This window comes from Actinomycetospora sp. CA-053990 (assembly GCF_050948445.1).
In the GTDB taxonomy this organism is placed as follows: Bacteria; Actinomycetota; Actinomycetes; order Mycobacteriales; family Pseudonocardiaceae; genus Actinomycetospora; species Actinomycetospora callitridis.
In genome coordinates, this window is the sequence record NZ_CP192043.1 from 6,097,409 (window position 1) to 6,110,868 (window position 13,460).

Here is a 13,460-nt window from a genome sequence, read left to right on the forward strand (position 1 = left end):
TGAGACGCAGGACCACCCACGCCGGAAGCTTCGAAATCCGAAGCATCTCCCTCGAAGGAGATGCCGCCGTCAGGACGGCTTGGCGTTCCGCTTCCGGGACGCGACGCGCAGGGTGATCGCGAGGGCGACGAGGGCCACGACGGCGAAGACGATGCCGAGCACGATGTCCTCGAGCACGAAGAAGAAGATCAGCGCGACGCCGACCGACAGGGCCGTGCCGAGGACCCCGATCCCGACGTTGAGCTTGAGCTCGCTCTGCTTCTCGGGCGCGTGGTCCGGGTCCGCGGCGGGGTTGCGGGCCTGGGGGGTCTTGCCCTGCTCCTCGGTCATGGGGTCCCGGGTACCCGGTCGCGGGCTCCTACAGCCATCCGGGCAGGACGAGCAGGGCCCACGCCAGCAGGGGACCCGTCACCACGACGATCCCGCTGTAGACGAGCATGCGCCGGTAGAACGCCTCCCGGTCGATGTCGGCCGGCGCGGACGCGAGCACCAGCGCGCCGTTCGTCGAGAACGGGCTGACGTCGACGACCGTGGACGCGACCGCGAGCGCCGCGACCATCCCGATCGCGCCGACCGCTCCCTGCTGGAGGAACGGCAGCGCCAGCGGGATCGCGACGCCGAGGATGCCCGCCGACGACGCGAACGCCGAGAGCACGCCGCCGAGGTAGCAGAGCAGCAGCGCCGCGATCAGCGGGACCCCGAGCGCGACGATGGCCTGGCCGACGTAGTCCACGGTGCCCGCCTCCTGGAGCACCGCGACGTAGGTGAGCACGCCGCAGCCCAGCAGGATCGTGGACCAGGCGATGCCCTTCGCCGCCTCGCGGTGCCCGGCCGGGCACAGGATCCCGAGCACCACCGCGATCGTCAGCGACAGCACGCCGACATCGAGGCCGAACGCCACCGTGCCCACCGCGAGCGCCAGGATGCCGATCAGCGTGAGCACCTGGGCGCGGTCGACGGGCGGGGCCCCCTGCTGCTCGGCGCCCTCCTCGCTGTCCTCCTCGCTGTCCTCCCCCGACGTGCCCACCGGCACGTGGTGCGCCACCCGCACGCCCGCCAGGGACCGTCCGCCGAGGACGACGAAGAGCACCGCGGCGATCACCAGGTTGATCACGAGCGGGGCGAGGAAGAGCACCGTGGGGCTGAACGGGATGCCCGTCGGAGCGACGACGCCCGCCACGAAGGTGCCGTACACGCTGATCGGGGAGAAGGCGCCGGCCAGCGAGCCGTGGACGACCATCATGCCCATGAGCAGCAGGTCCACCCCGTAGCGGCGGGCGAAGGGCATCGCCAGCGGCGCCACGATCGCGACCGCGAACAGCGCGCCGATCGCCGAGAACACCGCGGACAGCGTGAAGAAGATCCACGGTGCGGCGACGAGGTGGCCCCGCACGAGGCGCATCGACCAGCGCACCAGCAGGTCGACCGTGCCGTTCTGGTGGGCGACCGCGAAGAGGTAGGTCAGCCCGAGCAGGATGAGGAACAGGTCGCCCGGGAACTCGGCGAGCACGTCGTCGAGGCTCATGCCCACGACGAGCACACCGACGCCGGCCGCCGCCACGAACCCGAGCGCGCCGAGGTTGATCGGCAGCACCGTCGTCAATCCCGACGCGCGGCTGCTCCCCTCAGCGGCGTCGCCGCAGCCCCGAGGCCCGTCCGATCGGCCGGGCGATCGCCGCCCGGACGGCCTCCTCGCTGCCGACGAGGCGCACCTTCGTGCGGGCGCGGGTGACCGCCGTGTAGAGCAGCTCGCGCGTGAGCAGCGGCGACTCGGCGGGCGGCAGGATCACCGAGACACGGGCGAACTGGCTGCCCTGCGCGCGGTGCACGGTCATCGCGTGGACGGTCGCGATGCCGTCGAGCAGGGCCGGCGCGATCTCCACCGGCGCCCCGCCGCGGGCGAACACCGCGCGGGCCCCCCGGGGCGTGGAGATCACCACCCCGGTGTCGCCGTTGTAGATGCCGCGGTCGTGGTCGTTGGCCGTCACCAGCAGAGGGCGTCCGGGGTACCACTCCTCGTCGCGGTCGGCGACGGGCCCGGCCTCGAGCACCCAGCGCTCGACGTCGGCGGCCCACCGGGTGACGCCCCACGGGCCGCGCCGGTGCGCGCACAGCAGACGGTGCTCGTCGAGGCGCGTGAGGGCGAGCGACGCGTCACCGTCGAGCGCGGCGAGCTCGGTCTCGGCGGCGCCGCCGACGACCTCCTCCCGCAGCTCGCGCAGACCGCCCGGATCACGGGTGGTGAGGTCGGCGTCCTCGACGAACACCACGTCGTGGTGCCCGGCGCGCAGGGCGGCGACCGCGGCGTCGGCGTCGCCCTCGCGGATCGCGGCGGCGAGCGTGGCGATGGTGCCCTGGAACCGCCAGGTGCGGTCCAGCACCGTCACCCCGCCCCGCACCGGCGGGCCCGGCGCGCCGACGCGCTCCAGGGCCCGGTCGAACACCGGCTCCGGGTCGGCGGGGGCCGCGACGAGGTCGCCGAGCACCGCGCCCGCCTCGACCGAGGCGAGCTGGTCCGGGTCGCCGACGAGCACGAGCCGGGCGTCGGGGCGCACGGCCTCGAGCAGCCGGGCCATCAGCGTCAGCGACACCATCGACGTCTCGTCGACCACCACCACGTCGAAGGGCAGGTGCCGGTGGCGGTCGTGGCGGAACCGCGACGACCCGCGGATCGGCCCGAGCAGCCGGTGGATCGTCGAGGCGGACAGCCCCGTGATGCGCGCGCGGTCGGCGTCCGGGAGGTCGACCTCGGCGAGCGCCTCCGACAACCGCGCGGCCGCCTTGCCGGTGGGGGCGGCCAGCGCGATGCGCAGGGACGCGTCCTGGTCGCGCAGCACCGCGAGGAGCGTCGCGACGGTGGTGGTCTTGCCGGTGCCGGGGCCACCGGCGAGCACGCTGGTCCAGCGCAGGGTGCACACGGCGACGGCACGGCGCTGCGCGTCGTCCGGGGCGCCTTCACCGTCCTGCCGGGCGCGGAAGAGGCGGTCGAGCGCGACGTGGAGCCGGTCCTCGTCGACCTCCGGGGGCGGGGCGGCCGCGCGCTGCGCGAGCGTGGCGCGGACCTGCTCCTCCTGGCGCCAGTACCGGTCGAGGTAGAGCAGACCGTCGACCAGCCGCAACGGGCGCCCGGCCGCCGTGGCGGCGTCGTCGGCGACCAGCGGCGACGCGGCGGCGGCCGCGGTCCACGGGACGGGGTCGGGCCAGGGCAGGTCCGAGGTGTCGACGACCTCGTCGCCCTCGGCCAGCACCGTCCGGTCGACGGCGGCGAGGTCCAGGCACACCGACCCGGCCCGCAGCGCGCGCACCACCAGGGCGGCGGCGAGCAGGACCTGCTCGTCGTCCTCGCCGCCCAGGCGCCCGAGCCGGCGCGCGACGTGGACGTCGGTGGGCGCCAGGACGCCGCGCGCGTTGAACGCGGCGAGCAGGCCCGTGGCCCGCGTCGCGAAGCGGATGCCCTCCTCGGCGAGGAGGTCGCCGGCGACGGTCGGCGCGCTCATCGCCGGCCCCCGTCGAGCAGGGAGCTGAGCTCGACGACGAGCGCGGGCGGCGGCGACCACGCGAAGACCCCGCACGTCGTGTCGCCGACGACCGGGGTGTCCGGGCCGCACATGCCGCGCAGGAACAGGTAGAGCACGCCGCCCAGGTGGGTCGCGGGGTCGTAGCCGCGCAGCCGCCAGCGCAGGAACCGGTGCAGGGCGACCGCGTAGAGGATCGCCTGCAGGGGGTAGTGGGAGCCGATCATCGCGGTGGCCATCGCCGTCGGGCCGTAGTGTGCGGCGGTCAGCGGCTCGCGGCCGGTCGGGCCCACCGGCCCCAGCCAGTTCGTCTTGTAGTCGACGACGACGAACCGCCCGTCGGGCCCGCGGAGGACACCGTCGATGCTGCCGGTGAGGTAGCCGCGCAGCACCTGGTCGCCGAGGCCGTGGGCCTGGTGCTCGAGGGCGTCGGGGTAGGCGGCGAGCGGGTCGTCCGCGGGCAGGTGGCGGCGCAGGAGCGCCGCGACGGCGGCCAGCGTCACCAGCGGCGTGTCCGCGCCCGCGCGGTCGCCGCCGGCGAGCGGGAGCTCGAAGTCGAGCTCGGCGAGCCGGTCGGCGGGGTGACGTCCGCGAGGCTCGCCGGCCCGCCGCGCGGCAGCGGCGTGCGCATCACCGGCAGGAGCGCGTCGGCGAGCGTCGTCGCGTCGACGTCGGCGTGCGGGTGGTGGCGCAGCTCCTCGGTGGCCGAGGCGACGAGCGCGGCGTGCAGGTCGCCGGTGGCGGTGTCGACGGTCTCGAGCACGGAGTGCACGAGCGTCCCGAACGCCGCCCCGACGGGCAGGTCCGCCATCGGGGACGGGACGGGTTCGACCTCGTCGGGGGTCGGCGCCGTGGCCCTGTCGAGGTCGCTGTCCGGGTCGTCCTCGTCGACGATCGTGCGCGCCTCGGGCTCGCTGACGGGAGCGCCCGCGTGCGCCCCGGCGGTCAGCGAGGAGTACGACGAGCGCCGCCAGGCGAGGTCGAGGGGGCGGTCGAACGGGGCCGCGGCCAGGGCGTGCGCGCGTCCCGCGGACGGGACGAAGGGCACCGCCGTGCGCAGCTCGACCCGCTCGACGGCGATGTCGTCCCCGGCCAGCGTGCTCAGCTCCGCGAGGACACGCTCGTCCTCGACCACCGGGTACGCGCCGTCGGGGCTCGTGCCCGGCGCCGGCCGGCCGAGGAACAGGCGCTGCACCGCGGAGTTCGCGGTGGTGGTCGCGGGCGCCCACCAGCACACGACCTGACCCTGCGCGCGGGTCAGCGCGACGTAGAGCAGGCGCAGGTCCTCGCCGTCGTCCTCGGCGCGCGCCGCGGCGACGTGCTCGGGCCACGCGGGGTCGTCCTGCCCGCCGACCGCGCGCACCCGCTGCCCGCGCTCGTCGTGGTGGGTGACGACGGTCGGGGTGTCGGAGACCCAGCGGTCCCAGCCGAACGGCACGTAGACCACCGGGAACTCGAGGCCCTTGCACTTGTGCACGGTGAGCACCTGGACCGCGCTGGCGTCGGACTCGAGCCGCCGGCTGCGCTCGGGACGCAGCTCGCCGGTGCCCGCGGCGGCCTCGGCCATGCGCGCGCGGAGCCACTCGACCAGCGCGACGACGCCGAGACGCGACTCGACCGCCGCAGCGTGCAGGACCTGGCCGATGTGGCGGATGTCGGTGATGCGCCGCTCGCCGTCGACGCGGGCGAGCACCCGCGCGGCGAGCCCGGTCTCGGCCGCCACGGCCTCGAGGAACGCCGCGACGCCGCGGTCGTGCAACGCGGCGCCCCAGCGGCGCAGCATCGCGCCGACCTCGGGCAGGACGGCGTCGGCGTGGGCGTCGAGGTCGGTGGCGGCGTGCCCGAGGAACACCGTGAGCGCGGCCGCCCGGACCCGTCCCGTGCGGCCGGGCTGCTCGACGGCCTCGAGCAGGGTCAGCCACTCCTCGGCGCTCTCGGTGGCGAACACGCTGGTGGCCCCGGCGAGGACCGAGGGCACGCCGGCGACGGCGAGGGCCTCGCGGACGAGCCCTGCCTGCGCGTTGGTGCGCACGAGCACCGCGACGTCACCCGGGCCGAGCGACGGGTCCTCCCGGCCGTCCTCCCAGCGGGAGTCGGCGGCGACCAGCTCGGCGACGTCGGCGGCCAGGTCGGCCGCGATCCGCTCGCGGACCGGGCCGACCATCGGGAGCCCGGTCTTCCAGTGCGCCCGCAGACCGGCCCGCGGCAGCACCCGCAGACGGAACGGCGCCGGCCGGGGCGCGCCGACGAGCCTGCGCGTCGGGTGGGCGGACTCGACCCGCGGCACGACGATCTTCTCGTCGCCCAGCGCGGCGCCACCGAAGACGGTGTCCAGGGCGCGGACCAGCGGCTCGTCACTGCGCCAGTTCTTCGTCAGCCCCTCGCGCGTGCCCGCGGTCTCGACGGCCTGCAGGTAGCTGACGACGTCGGCGCCGCGGAAGGCGTAGATCGCCTGCTTGGGGTCGCCGATGAAGGTCAGCGCCGTGGGCCGCTCCGCGGACTCCTCGTGGAAGGCCGCCCGCAGGATGTCCCACTGGATCGGGTCGGTGTCCTGGAACTCGTCAACCAGCACCACCGAGAACCGCGCCCGCAGCCGCGCGCGGGCCGCGGCGCCGAGCTGCGGATGGCGCAGCGCGCGGTGCAGGCGCAACAACATGTCGTCGAACGTGAACAAACGGCGGCCGCGCTTGCGCTTCTCGACCTCGGCGCGCACGGCCTCGGCGAACCCCGCCCGCGCACCCGCCGCGTCGGGCGCGTCGCGCCCGGGCTCGATGCGCGCGCCGGGGTCGTTGACGACGGCCTGTCCGATGGCCAGCGCGGTGGTGCGGTCGAAGTCGGGGGTCTTGGCGCCGGGGACGGCGTACTTGCGCAGGTAGAAGTCGTCGACGACCTCGGTGACCACGTCGTCGATGCGCTCGACGAACGTGCCGTCGGGATCGGTGTCGCCGACGATCCCCAGGCCGGTGAGCATGTCCTGGCAGAACTGGTGGGTGGTCGCGATCGTCGCGGCGTCGAAGCCGGCGAGCGCGGCACCCAGCCGGGCGCGCCGGAGCGCCACGACGGCGTCGTCGCCCTCGGCGAGCAGCCGGATCACGGGATCGTCGTGGCGGCGGGCGCCCGCCGGGTCGGCCAGCGCGCGCTCGGTGATCACGAACCGCCCGCGCACCCGCTCGCGCAGCTCGCGCGTGGCCTCGCGGCCGAACGTCACGAGCATGACCTGCGGCAACGTCGCGTGGCCCTCGGCGACGTAGCGGGCCGCGAGCGCGGCGATCGTGTACGTCTTGCCCGTGCCCGCGCTGGCCTCGAGCACCGTGGTGCCGCTCGGGAGGTCGCCGCAGACGTCGAAGGGGCGCGTGAGCGTGGCGGTCATCGGCTGCCCAGCTCCTCGGCCTCGCGCACCGGGGTCCACAGCCGCGTGGCCAGCCCCGCGAACCGGCTCGGCGCCTCGCCGGTCGCGGCCCCCACGAGATCGTCGAGCTGACGCTTCCGCCCCCAGACGAGGACGTGCGCGGGGTCGTCCTGCTCGCCGCCGAAGCGGGTCGCCCACTTGTCGCGCGCTCGGTTCATGGCCGCGCTCTCGCCCTTCGTCGCCCGCGCCTGGGCGTAGGCCTCCGATGTCTGGCACATGAGCGGCAGCGGTTCGAGCATGCCGTCGGCGTGCAGGGCGAGGAGGTCGGCGAGCACCTTCTGCGCCACCTCGGGCTCGAGCGGCCCGAGGGTGGAGACGGCGGTCGGCTTGTCCCAGGAGCCGCGGCCGACGGTGACGGCCCGCCAGGTGCGGTCCGGGTGGGCGGCGCTGAGCGCGAGCAGGCCGATCCAGGCGCGCAGGCGGTGCTTGGGCGCCAGCCGGGAGAACGTCACGGTGACCAGCGTCGAGTCGTGCACCCCGGCGACGGAGCCGACGAGCGTGTCCGAGGTGATGTCGACGTCCGTGGCGGCCGCGTCGCGCAACCCGGTGACGACGGCGGTCAGCGGCTCGACCTGGCGGCCGATGTCGCGCACCAGACGGTCGCCGAGCGGGCCGGGCGGGAGCTCCCCGCGCCGGCGTTCCGCCTCCATGCAGGCCACGACGTCGCGGCCGTCGAGACGGTCCCGCAGCAGGCGCTCGCCGATCGCCCAGCGCGCGAGGCCGTCGGGCTCGACCGGCACCGCCTCCGCCGTCTCCTCCTCCTCGCCGCGCGCGAACACCCCGAGGCGCTGGCGCAGGAACGCCCGCACCGGGTGCTCGACGAACTTCACGAGGTCGTCGACGTCGAGCGGCCCGCGCGGGCGTGCCGGCAGCGGGCCCGGCAGGAACGGGACGACGGCGGAGCGCTCGGCGCGCAGCGCGCGGGTGCCGGCGAGGGCGGCGCCGTCGAAGGAGAAGGGGGCGCTCGCGTCGAAGTCGCCCGCGTCGAACGGCTGGAGCGGGTTGCGCCGCGTGAGGTGGTCGCGGGCCCGCTCGGCGCCGTTCTCGGAGGTGGGGGCGAACGCGAAGGTGGCGTCGAGGGTGTCGAGCAGCTCGCCGATCGGCACCGCGGGCGGCCGGTCGGCGCCGGTGCGCTCGTCGGCGCCGGAGTGGACGACGACCAGGTGGTCGGTGGCGGCGACGATCGCGTCGAGCAGCAGCTGGCGGTCCTCGGCGGCGGGGTCGCGCTCGCCCACGCGCGGGTCGCGGGCCAGCACGTCGTCGCCGTCCGCGCGGGTCTCGCGGGGAAAGACCTGGTCGTCCATGCCGAGCAGGCACACCACGCGGTGCGGCACCGAGCGCATCGGCATCAGCGTCGCCACCGTGAGCGTGCCGGTGCGGAAGTTGGCGCGGGTGGGACGGCCGGCGAGCCGGTCGGCGAGCACCGCCCGCACGTCGTGCAGCGTCATCGTCGGGTCGTGCGGCGCGCTCTCGAGCACCGCGGTGAGCTCGGCGCGCGCCTGCGCGAGCTGCCAGGCGTCGGCCGGGACCGTGGCCGTGAGGCCGTCGAGCCCGCGGCGCAGGGCCTCGATCCAGGCGGCGAGGGGCTTCTCGCCGCGCAGGTCCTCGAGCACCGCGCCCACGCGGTCGACCAGCTCGCCGAGGCGCCCGACGAGCTCGGCGTCACCGGAGTCGACCTCGTCGAGCGGGAGCGCGTCGCCCAGCCAGTCGCCGCCGTCGGCGGACATGGCCACGCCGACCAGCAGGCGGTCGAGCCCCTGCGACCAGGTGTTCTCACCGAAGCGCGCGAGGGAGAACGCCGCGCGGTGCGGCGCGTCGAGCCCCCAGCGGACCCCGGCGCGCTCGGCGAGCTCGCGCAGGCGCGGGAGGTCCTCGTCGTCGAAGCGGAAGCGCCGGCGGACCGGGTCGGACTCGGCGAGGTCGAGCAGCTGAGAGGCCGTCACCCGCGCGTCGGCGAGGTCGAGCAGCGTGGCGAGCGTGCCGAACAGCGGGTTGACCTCGCGGAGCGAGCGGTCGGCGAGCCGGACCCGCAGCCGGTGGCCGGGGTGGGCGGTCGCCTCGCCGTCGCCCGGCCCGAAGGACGCCGTGACGAGCGGGGCGAACGTCTCGATGTCCGGGCACAGGACGATGACGTCGCGCGGCTCGAGCGTCGGGTCGGCACGCAGGATGCCGAGGATCGTCTCGCGCAGGACCTCGACCTGACGGTCCGGACCGTGGCAGCGGTGCACGCGGATGCTGCCGTCGTCGACCGCCGGGCGGGCCGCCGGCGCGCGGTCGTGGCGCAGGTCGTCCTGGAGCTGGGCGAGCAGCGTGGTCGGCGGCGAGACCGCCGCATGGTGCCGGTCGGTACGCGCGGCGCGGCCCGGGCGGGACAGGCGCAGCTGCAGCTCGCGGACGTCGCGCCCGAGGCTCGCGAGCAGCGGGTGCGCCACGGCCTGCGCGCTGGTGTCGTCGGCGCGGCGGCTGCCCTCGCGTCCCTCGAGGCCCGTCCAGAGCGCGGGCGAGGGGTGGGGCAGCCAGAGGTGGACGTCGTGGTCGACGGCGAGGGCGTCGAGGACGGTGAGCTCGGTGTCCGACAGGCGGGTCGCCCCGAAGAGCGACAGGCGCGCCGGGAAGCGGCCGGCGGGCACGCGGACGTCCGCGACCGTCTCGGCGGGGCTCACCGTCGCCACCCGCGCCCGCAGCCGGCGCCACAACTCGGGCTGCCAGCGCAGGTCGTCGGGCGTCTGCGCGTCGTCCCCGGCCGCCCAGGCGCGGACCAGCGCGGGCCGGTGGTCGGCATAGCGGCTGAAGAGCCGGGCGAGGTGGCGGGCGGCCGCGAACCGGCGCCCGCGGCGCGTGTCCCCCTGGTCGCCGACGCCGAGGAAGGCGCCGAGCGGCGCGCACCAGGGTTCCTCGGCGCACTCGTCGATGGTCTCGAGCAGCGGCCACACCAGGCGCTCCGGGCGCCACGGGTCCTCGTCCGGGACCGCCAGCACGCGCCCGACGACGTCCGCGGGCGACGGGAAGACGACGTTGGCGCACACCCCGTCGTCCCCGCCGGTGACGCCGAGCCGGTGGGACAGCCGCTGCGCGAGCCACCGCTCGATCCCCCGCGTGGGGACGGCGACGAGCTCGGGCGCGAAGGGGTCGTCCGGCGGGTCGGCGAGCACGTCGGCCAGGGCCTCGACGAGCCGGTCGGCGCGCTCCGCCCGGTGTACGTGCAGCACGCCCCCACCTCCCCCTGGCTACCGATCCTGCTCGCTCGCGACGCTAGACGAGGGGGCCGACAGCTCCGACCTCCGGGCTCGTGCGTGTCTTGACCTCGACCTTCCTCCAGGCCGCAGCCTCGGGTGCGTCGTCCGACGGAAGGAGTGGCCATGCGTGCGGTGCTGGTGGAGGAGTTCGGTGGACCCGAGGTGCTGCGTCCCGTCGACGTCCCGGCTCCGGAGCCCGGACCCGGTGAGGGGGCGATCGCCGTCTCCGCAGCCGACGTGATGTTCCTGGACACGCTGCTGCGCTCGGGGTGGGGGGAGGGCTTCTTCCCGGTCCGCCCGCCCTACGTGCCGGGCAGCGGGGTGGCGGGGACCTGCGCCGGTCGCCGCGTCGTCGCCGACACCAAGCAGGTCGTGGGCAGGTCGGAGATCCCGGTCGGGGGCTACGCCGAGCAGGCCGTGGTGCCGGAGTCGGAGCTGATCCCGATCCCCGACGGCCTCACCGACCAACAGGCCGTGGCCCTGCTCCACGACGGTCCGACGCTGCAGTCGCTGCTCGACGCCGTGGCTCCGTCTCCGGGCGAGCGGGCGCTCGTCCTGGCCGCCGCCGGCGGGGCGGGTGTGCTGCTCGTCCAGGAGCTGACACCGCGCGGGGTGCACGTCGTCGCCGCGGCGCGGGGTTCGGCGAAGACCTCGCTGGTGCGCTCCTTGGGCGCCGCGGAGGTCGTCGACTACGGGTCTCCGTCGTGGACCTCCCACGTCGGCTCCGTCGACGCCGTGCTCGACGGCGCCGGCAGCGCGCTCGGCCGGGCGGGGTTCGGGCTCGTGGCCGACGGCGGCCGCTTCGTCTCCTACGGCACGGCGGGCGGCGAGTTCGCGTCGCCCGACCCCGACGAGGCCGCGCGGCGGCGCATCGCCGTGACGGGCCTGACCGACCTCCCCCGCCTCGACCGCGCGGCCCGGCGGGCACACGTCGAGCGGACCCTGACCGAGGCGGCGGAGGGCCGCTACCGGCCGGTGATCGGCCAGACCTTCCCGCTCGAGAAGGCCTCCGACGCCCACGCCGCCATCGCGGCCAGGACGGCGGTGGGGAAGACGCTGCTGGTGCCGTGAGCGGTGGGCGTTGGACGGGTGGCGGGGCAAGATCTGCAATCTCGGAGCGGGCGTTCCGCTGGGCGGAGCGTTCGCTCCACGGATCGGGATCGTGGGTGTTCCTCGGGGCGCGGGGTCGGGCAGGACGGGACCGTGTCCTGAGGACACGGTTCTACTTGGCGGGGAGGGGTGGGAGGGAGGCGACGATTCGCTCGGCGACGCGGCGGGCACCGCCGCAAGGGTCGTCGGCCTGAAGATCCCGACCGAGGTCGCCATCGGTGTAATCGACGATGAAGCCCTGACCGTCGGCCGTTCCGACCGTCACGATGCAGGAGACCGCGTCTGCCGATCCTTGCTCTTGAGTTCCGGGCAATCCAATGACCGAGATCGGCTGGAAGAGGGCGAACTGTCGAGTCCTATATGTGTCCACGAGGATGTCGCGGGCCGGGCTGACGGTGATTCCGACGAACTGATCGTTGCGCGGCCCTCGCCATTCGCAGGCCCGCTCACCAGTCGCGAGGGTCTGCGGTCGCCCAGCCGGAAGGTATCCGAGCGCGTTCCAGTCGTTCGGGGCGAGAGGGCCTCGGCAAGGGTCCTGCCCATAAGGACGGACATCTCGAGGCGACGACGCCACCGGCGCACCGAAGCGCTCAGGCTGTGATGGTGGCGCAGGCGTACCTGCACAGGAAACGAGCGCGAAGCCAACAGCGGTTAGAGCGAGAGCACGGCTGATCATGAGGTGCTGTCGAACTGCGCCTCGGCACCTTCATCGCTCCTCTCGTAGGCAGCGATGCCCGCGCGCAGCGACTCAATCGTCCGGCTGACCTCGGTCATGCCGTCGGTCAGCGCTTGGCTGAGAGAGCCAGGTCCACCATTGGCGACCCGCCCGAGTACCTGTGCTGCGTCAAGACTCACCTGGTCACGGGTTGGCGGGGCGACACGACCAAGTGCAATCGCGTCCCGCTGGATTGCTCTCAGCTCCTCCAGCGCGTCCTCCAACTCCCGGATCGCCTTCGGCGCCTGGGCGATGTCCACGGCGAAGGACCCGCCGCCGGGTTGGGTCATCGCGTCGCCCTCCTCCTGATCACCGACCGCTCACGCTAGCCACCGACGCGTCGCCGTGGGTGCGGTTCGGGCGAAGATCCAGGGTTCGGTGAGGAACCCCCGCAGATCTGCAGGGGTTCGTCACCGAGTCAGCGATCTACTGCCGCTCCGCGTTGGCGTGCACCGCGTCCCGGACGTACTGGGCCAGCCCAGGGGCGATGTCCTCGTACGTCTTGGTGAAGCGGGGATCGGAGACGTACATGTCGGAGATGCACGCGTGCATCTCGGCCGGGCAGTCGTAGAACCACCACGTGATGTGCTGGCGGTGGGCCTCCGCGGCGTCCATCGCCGCCGGCCCGTCCGCGGGCTCACCCGCCTGCAGCGCGGCGACGAAGCGGCCGTGGATGTCGTCCATCTCGGCCTTCATCGCCTGCCAGTCGGCCTTCGTGTACTGCGAGGTGCGCTGCTGGGACTGACGCCAGGCCTCGGTGTCGCCCCACCGCTCGCGCGCCTCCTCCTGGTACTCCTCCTTGTAGCCCTCGCCGAACAGTTCGCGCTGCTCGGCGGGGGTCAGCTGGATGCCGGACACTTCTGCCTCCAGGGCTCGGTCGATGGCCGTGACGAGCTCGCCGAGTTCGTCCAGCCGGGACATGACCGCGGCGCGCTGCCGGCGCAGGTGCCCGGCGACGTCGGCCTCGGGGTCGTCGAGGAGGACGGCGACCTCCTCGAGCGAGAACCCGAGCCGCCGGTAGACGACGACGTGCTGCAGGCGCACGAGGTCCTCGTCGGTGTAGAGCCGGTACCCCGACGCGCTCCGGCGGCTCGGGCGCAGGAGCCCGATCTCGTCGTAGTGGTGCAGGGTCCGGACCGTCACCCCGGAACGCTCGGCGACCTGGCCCACCGTCCAGGTGGTCGTCCCCGGTGCCGTCTCGGTCATGGGAACCACCCTCGGGCCTTCCGTCGCGTGAGGGTCAAGTGTCGCTCAGGAACGCACGAAACCCGACGAGCCGCGGTACGACGCTGCGCGGAACGTCCCGCGCTCGACCGAGCAGTGCTCCATCACCTCCGCGATGGAGGGGTCGGACAGGCGCCAGTGCTCCGCGATCGCCGCGGAGTCCGGGTAGAGCTGGAAGCTGTGGGCGAGGAGCCGCTCGTCGTCGATGAAGACCTGCACGGCGACCTGGGGTCCGTGTTGTGCAGCAGCAG

11 protein-coding genes are annotated in these 13,460 nt (G+C 74.8%); 1 reads left to right on the forward strand and 10 read right to left on the reverse strand.

Features of this window, described 5'->3' with window-relative positions; genetic code table 11:
- Positions 1 to 69: 69 nt before the first annotated feature.
- The 6 genes from ACQPYN_RS31005 to recC are packed head-to-tail and all read right to left on the reverse strand — an operon-like array spanning position 70 to position 10,133.
- Entirely contained in the window at positions 70 to 330 is a 261-nt protein-coding gene (locus ACQPYN_RS31005; RefSeq protein ID WP_433031140.1) for a hypothetical protein, read from the reverse strand.
- Positions 331 to 358: 28 nt separating this feature from the next.
- Positions 359 to 1,603, reverse strand: a complete 1,245-nt coding sequence (locus ACQPYN_RS31010; protein ID WP_433031143.1) for an SLC13 family permease — start codon at positions 1,601 to 1,603, stop codon at positions 359 to 361.
- 22 nt (positions 1,604 to 1,625) lie between these two features.
- Positions 1,626 to 3,497 (reverse strand): exodeoxyribonuclease V subunit alpha, encoded by a 1,872-nt coding sequence (gene recD, locus ACQPYN_RS31015; protein ID WP_433031146.1) that lies wholly within the window; start codon positions 3,495 to 3,497, stop codon positions 1,626 to 1,628.
- A complete protein-coding gene (locus tag ACQPYN_RS31020) occupies positions 3,494 to 4,018 on the reverse strand; it encodes a hypothetical protein (protein ID WP_433031149.1) in 525 nt (174 codons plus the stop codon). Before ACQPYN_RS31020 ends, recD begins: the two co-directional genes overlap by 4 nt.
- Positions 4,015 to 6,885 (reverse strand): UvrD-helicase domain-containing protein, encoded by a 2,871-nt coding sequence (locus tag ACQPYN_RS31025; RefSeq protein ID WP_433031152.1) that lies wholly within the window; start codon positions 6,883 to 6,885, stop codon positions 4,015 to 4,017. The genes ACQPYN_RS31020 and ACQPYN_RS31025 overlap by 4 nt, the downstream gene beginning before the upstream one ends.
- Positions 6,882 to 10,133, reverse strand: a complete 3,252-nt coding sequence (gene recC, locus ACQPYN_RS31030; protein WP_433031155.1) for an exodeoxyribonuclease V subunit gamma — start codon at positions 10,131 to 10,133, stop codon at positions 6,882 to 6,884. The genes ACQPYN_RS31025 and recC overlap by 4 nt, the downstream gene beginning before the upstream one ends.
- A gap of 150 nt (positions 10,134 to 10,283) precedes the next feature.
- Between recC and ACQPYN_RS31035 the strand changes: the two genes are divergently transcribed.
- On the forward strand, positions 10,284 to 11,231 hold the full coding sequence (locus ACQPYN_RS31035; RefSeq protein ID WP_433031158.1) for a zinc-binding dehydrogenase: 948 nt from the start codon (positions 10,284 to 10,286) through the stop codon (positions 11,229 to 11,231).
- A 151-nt stretch (positions 11,232 to 11,382) separates the two neighbouring features.
- On the opposite strand, the gene ACQPYN_RS31040 is transcribed toward ACQPYN_RS31035, so the two are convergent.
- The 4 genes from ACQPYN_RS31040 to ACQPYN_RS31055 form a co-directional block, all read right to left on the reverse strand.
- Positions 11,383 to 11,946 (reverse strand): DUF3558 domain-containing protein, encoded by a 564-nt coding sequence (locus tag ACQPYN_RS31040; protein ID WP_433031160.1) that lies wholly within the window; start codon positions 11,944 to 11,946, stop codon positions 11,383 to 11,385.
- Entirely contained in the window at positions 11,943 to 12,275 is a 333-nt protein-coding gene (locus tag ACQPYN_RS31045) for a PE domain-containing protein (RefSeq protein WP_433031163.1), read from the reverse strand. The genes ACQPYN_RS31040 and ACQPYN_RS31045 overlap by 4 nt, the downstream gene beginning before the upstream one ends.
- Before the next feature lie 136 nt (positions 12,276 to 12,411).
- Positions 12,412 to 13,191 (reverse strand): MerR family transcriptional regulator, encoded by a 780-nt coding sequence (locus ACQPYN_RS31050; RefSeq protein ID WP_433031166.1) that lies wholly within the window; start codon positions 13,189 to 13,191, stop codon positions 12,412 to 12,414.
- 45 nt (positions 13,192 to 13,236) lie between these two features.
- The gene (locus ACQPYN_RS31055) at positions 13,237 to 13,428 is read right to left on the reverse strand and encodes a hypothetical protein (protein ID WP_433031169.1); all 192 of its coding nucleotides are present in this window, start codon (positions 13,426 to 13,428) and stop codon (positions 13,237 to 13,239) included.
- Positions 13,429 to 13,460 lie beyond the last annotated feature (32 nt).

Bases quoted from the DNA above. Each gene is read 5' to 3' on its own strand.
- recD (WP_433031146.1), bottom strand. From the start codon at position 3,497: ATGAGCGCGCCGACCGTCGCCGGCGACCTCCTCGCCGAGGAGGGCATC.
- ACQPYN_RS31035 (WP_433031158.1), top strand. From the start codon at position 10,284: ATGCGTGCGGTGCTGGTGGAGGAGTTCGGTGGACCCGAGGTGCTGCGT.
- ACQPYN_RS31045 (WP_433031163.1), bottom strand. From the start codon at position 12,275: ATGACCCAACCCGGCGGCGGGTCCTTCGCCGTGGACATCGCCCAGGCG.
- ACQPYN_RS31025 (WP_433031152.1), bottom strand. From the start codon at position 6,885: ATGACCGCCACGCTCACGCGCCCCTTCGACGTCTGCGGCGACCTCCCG.
- ACQPYN_RS31040 (WP_433031160.1), bottom strand. From the start codon at position 11,946: ATGATCAGCCGTGCTCTCGCTCTAACCGCTGTTGGCTTCGCGCTCGTT.
- ACQPYN_RS31050 (WP_433031166.1), bottom strand. From the start codon at position 13,191: ATGACCGAGACGGCACCGGGGACGACCACCTGGACGGTGGGCCAGGTC.
- ACQPYN_RS31005 (WP_433031140.1), bottom strand. From the start codon at position 330: ATGACCGAGGAGCAGGGCAAGACCCCCCAGGCCCGCAACCCCGCCGCG.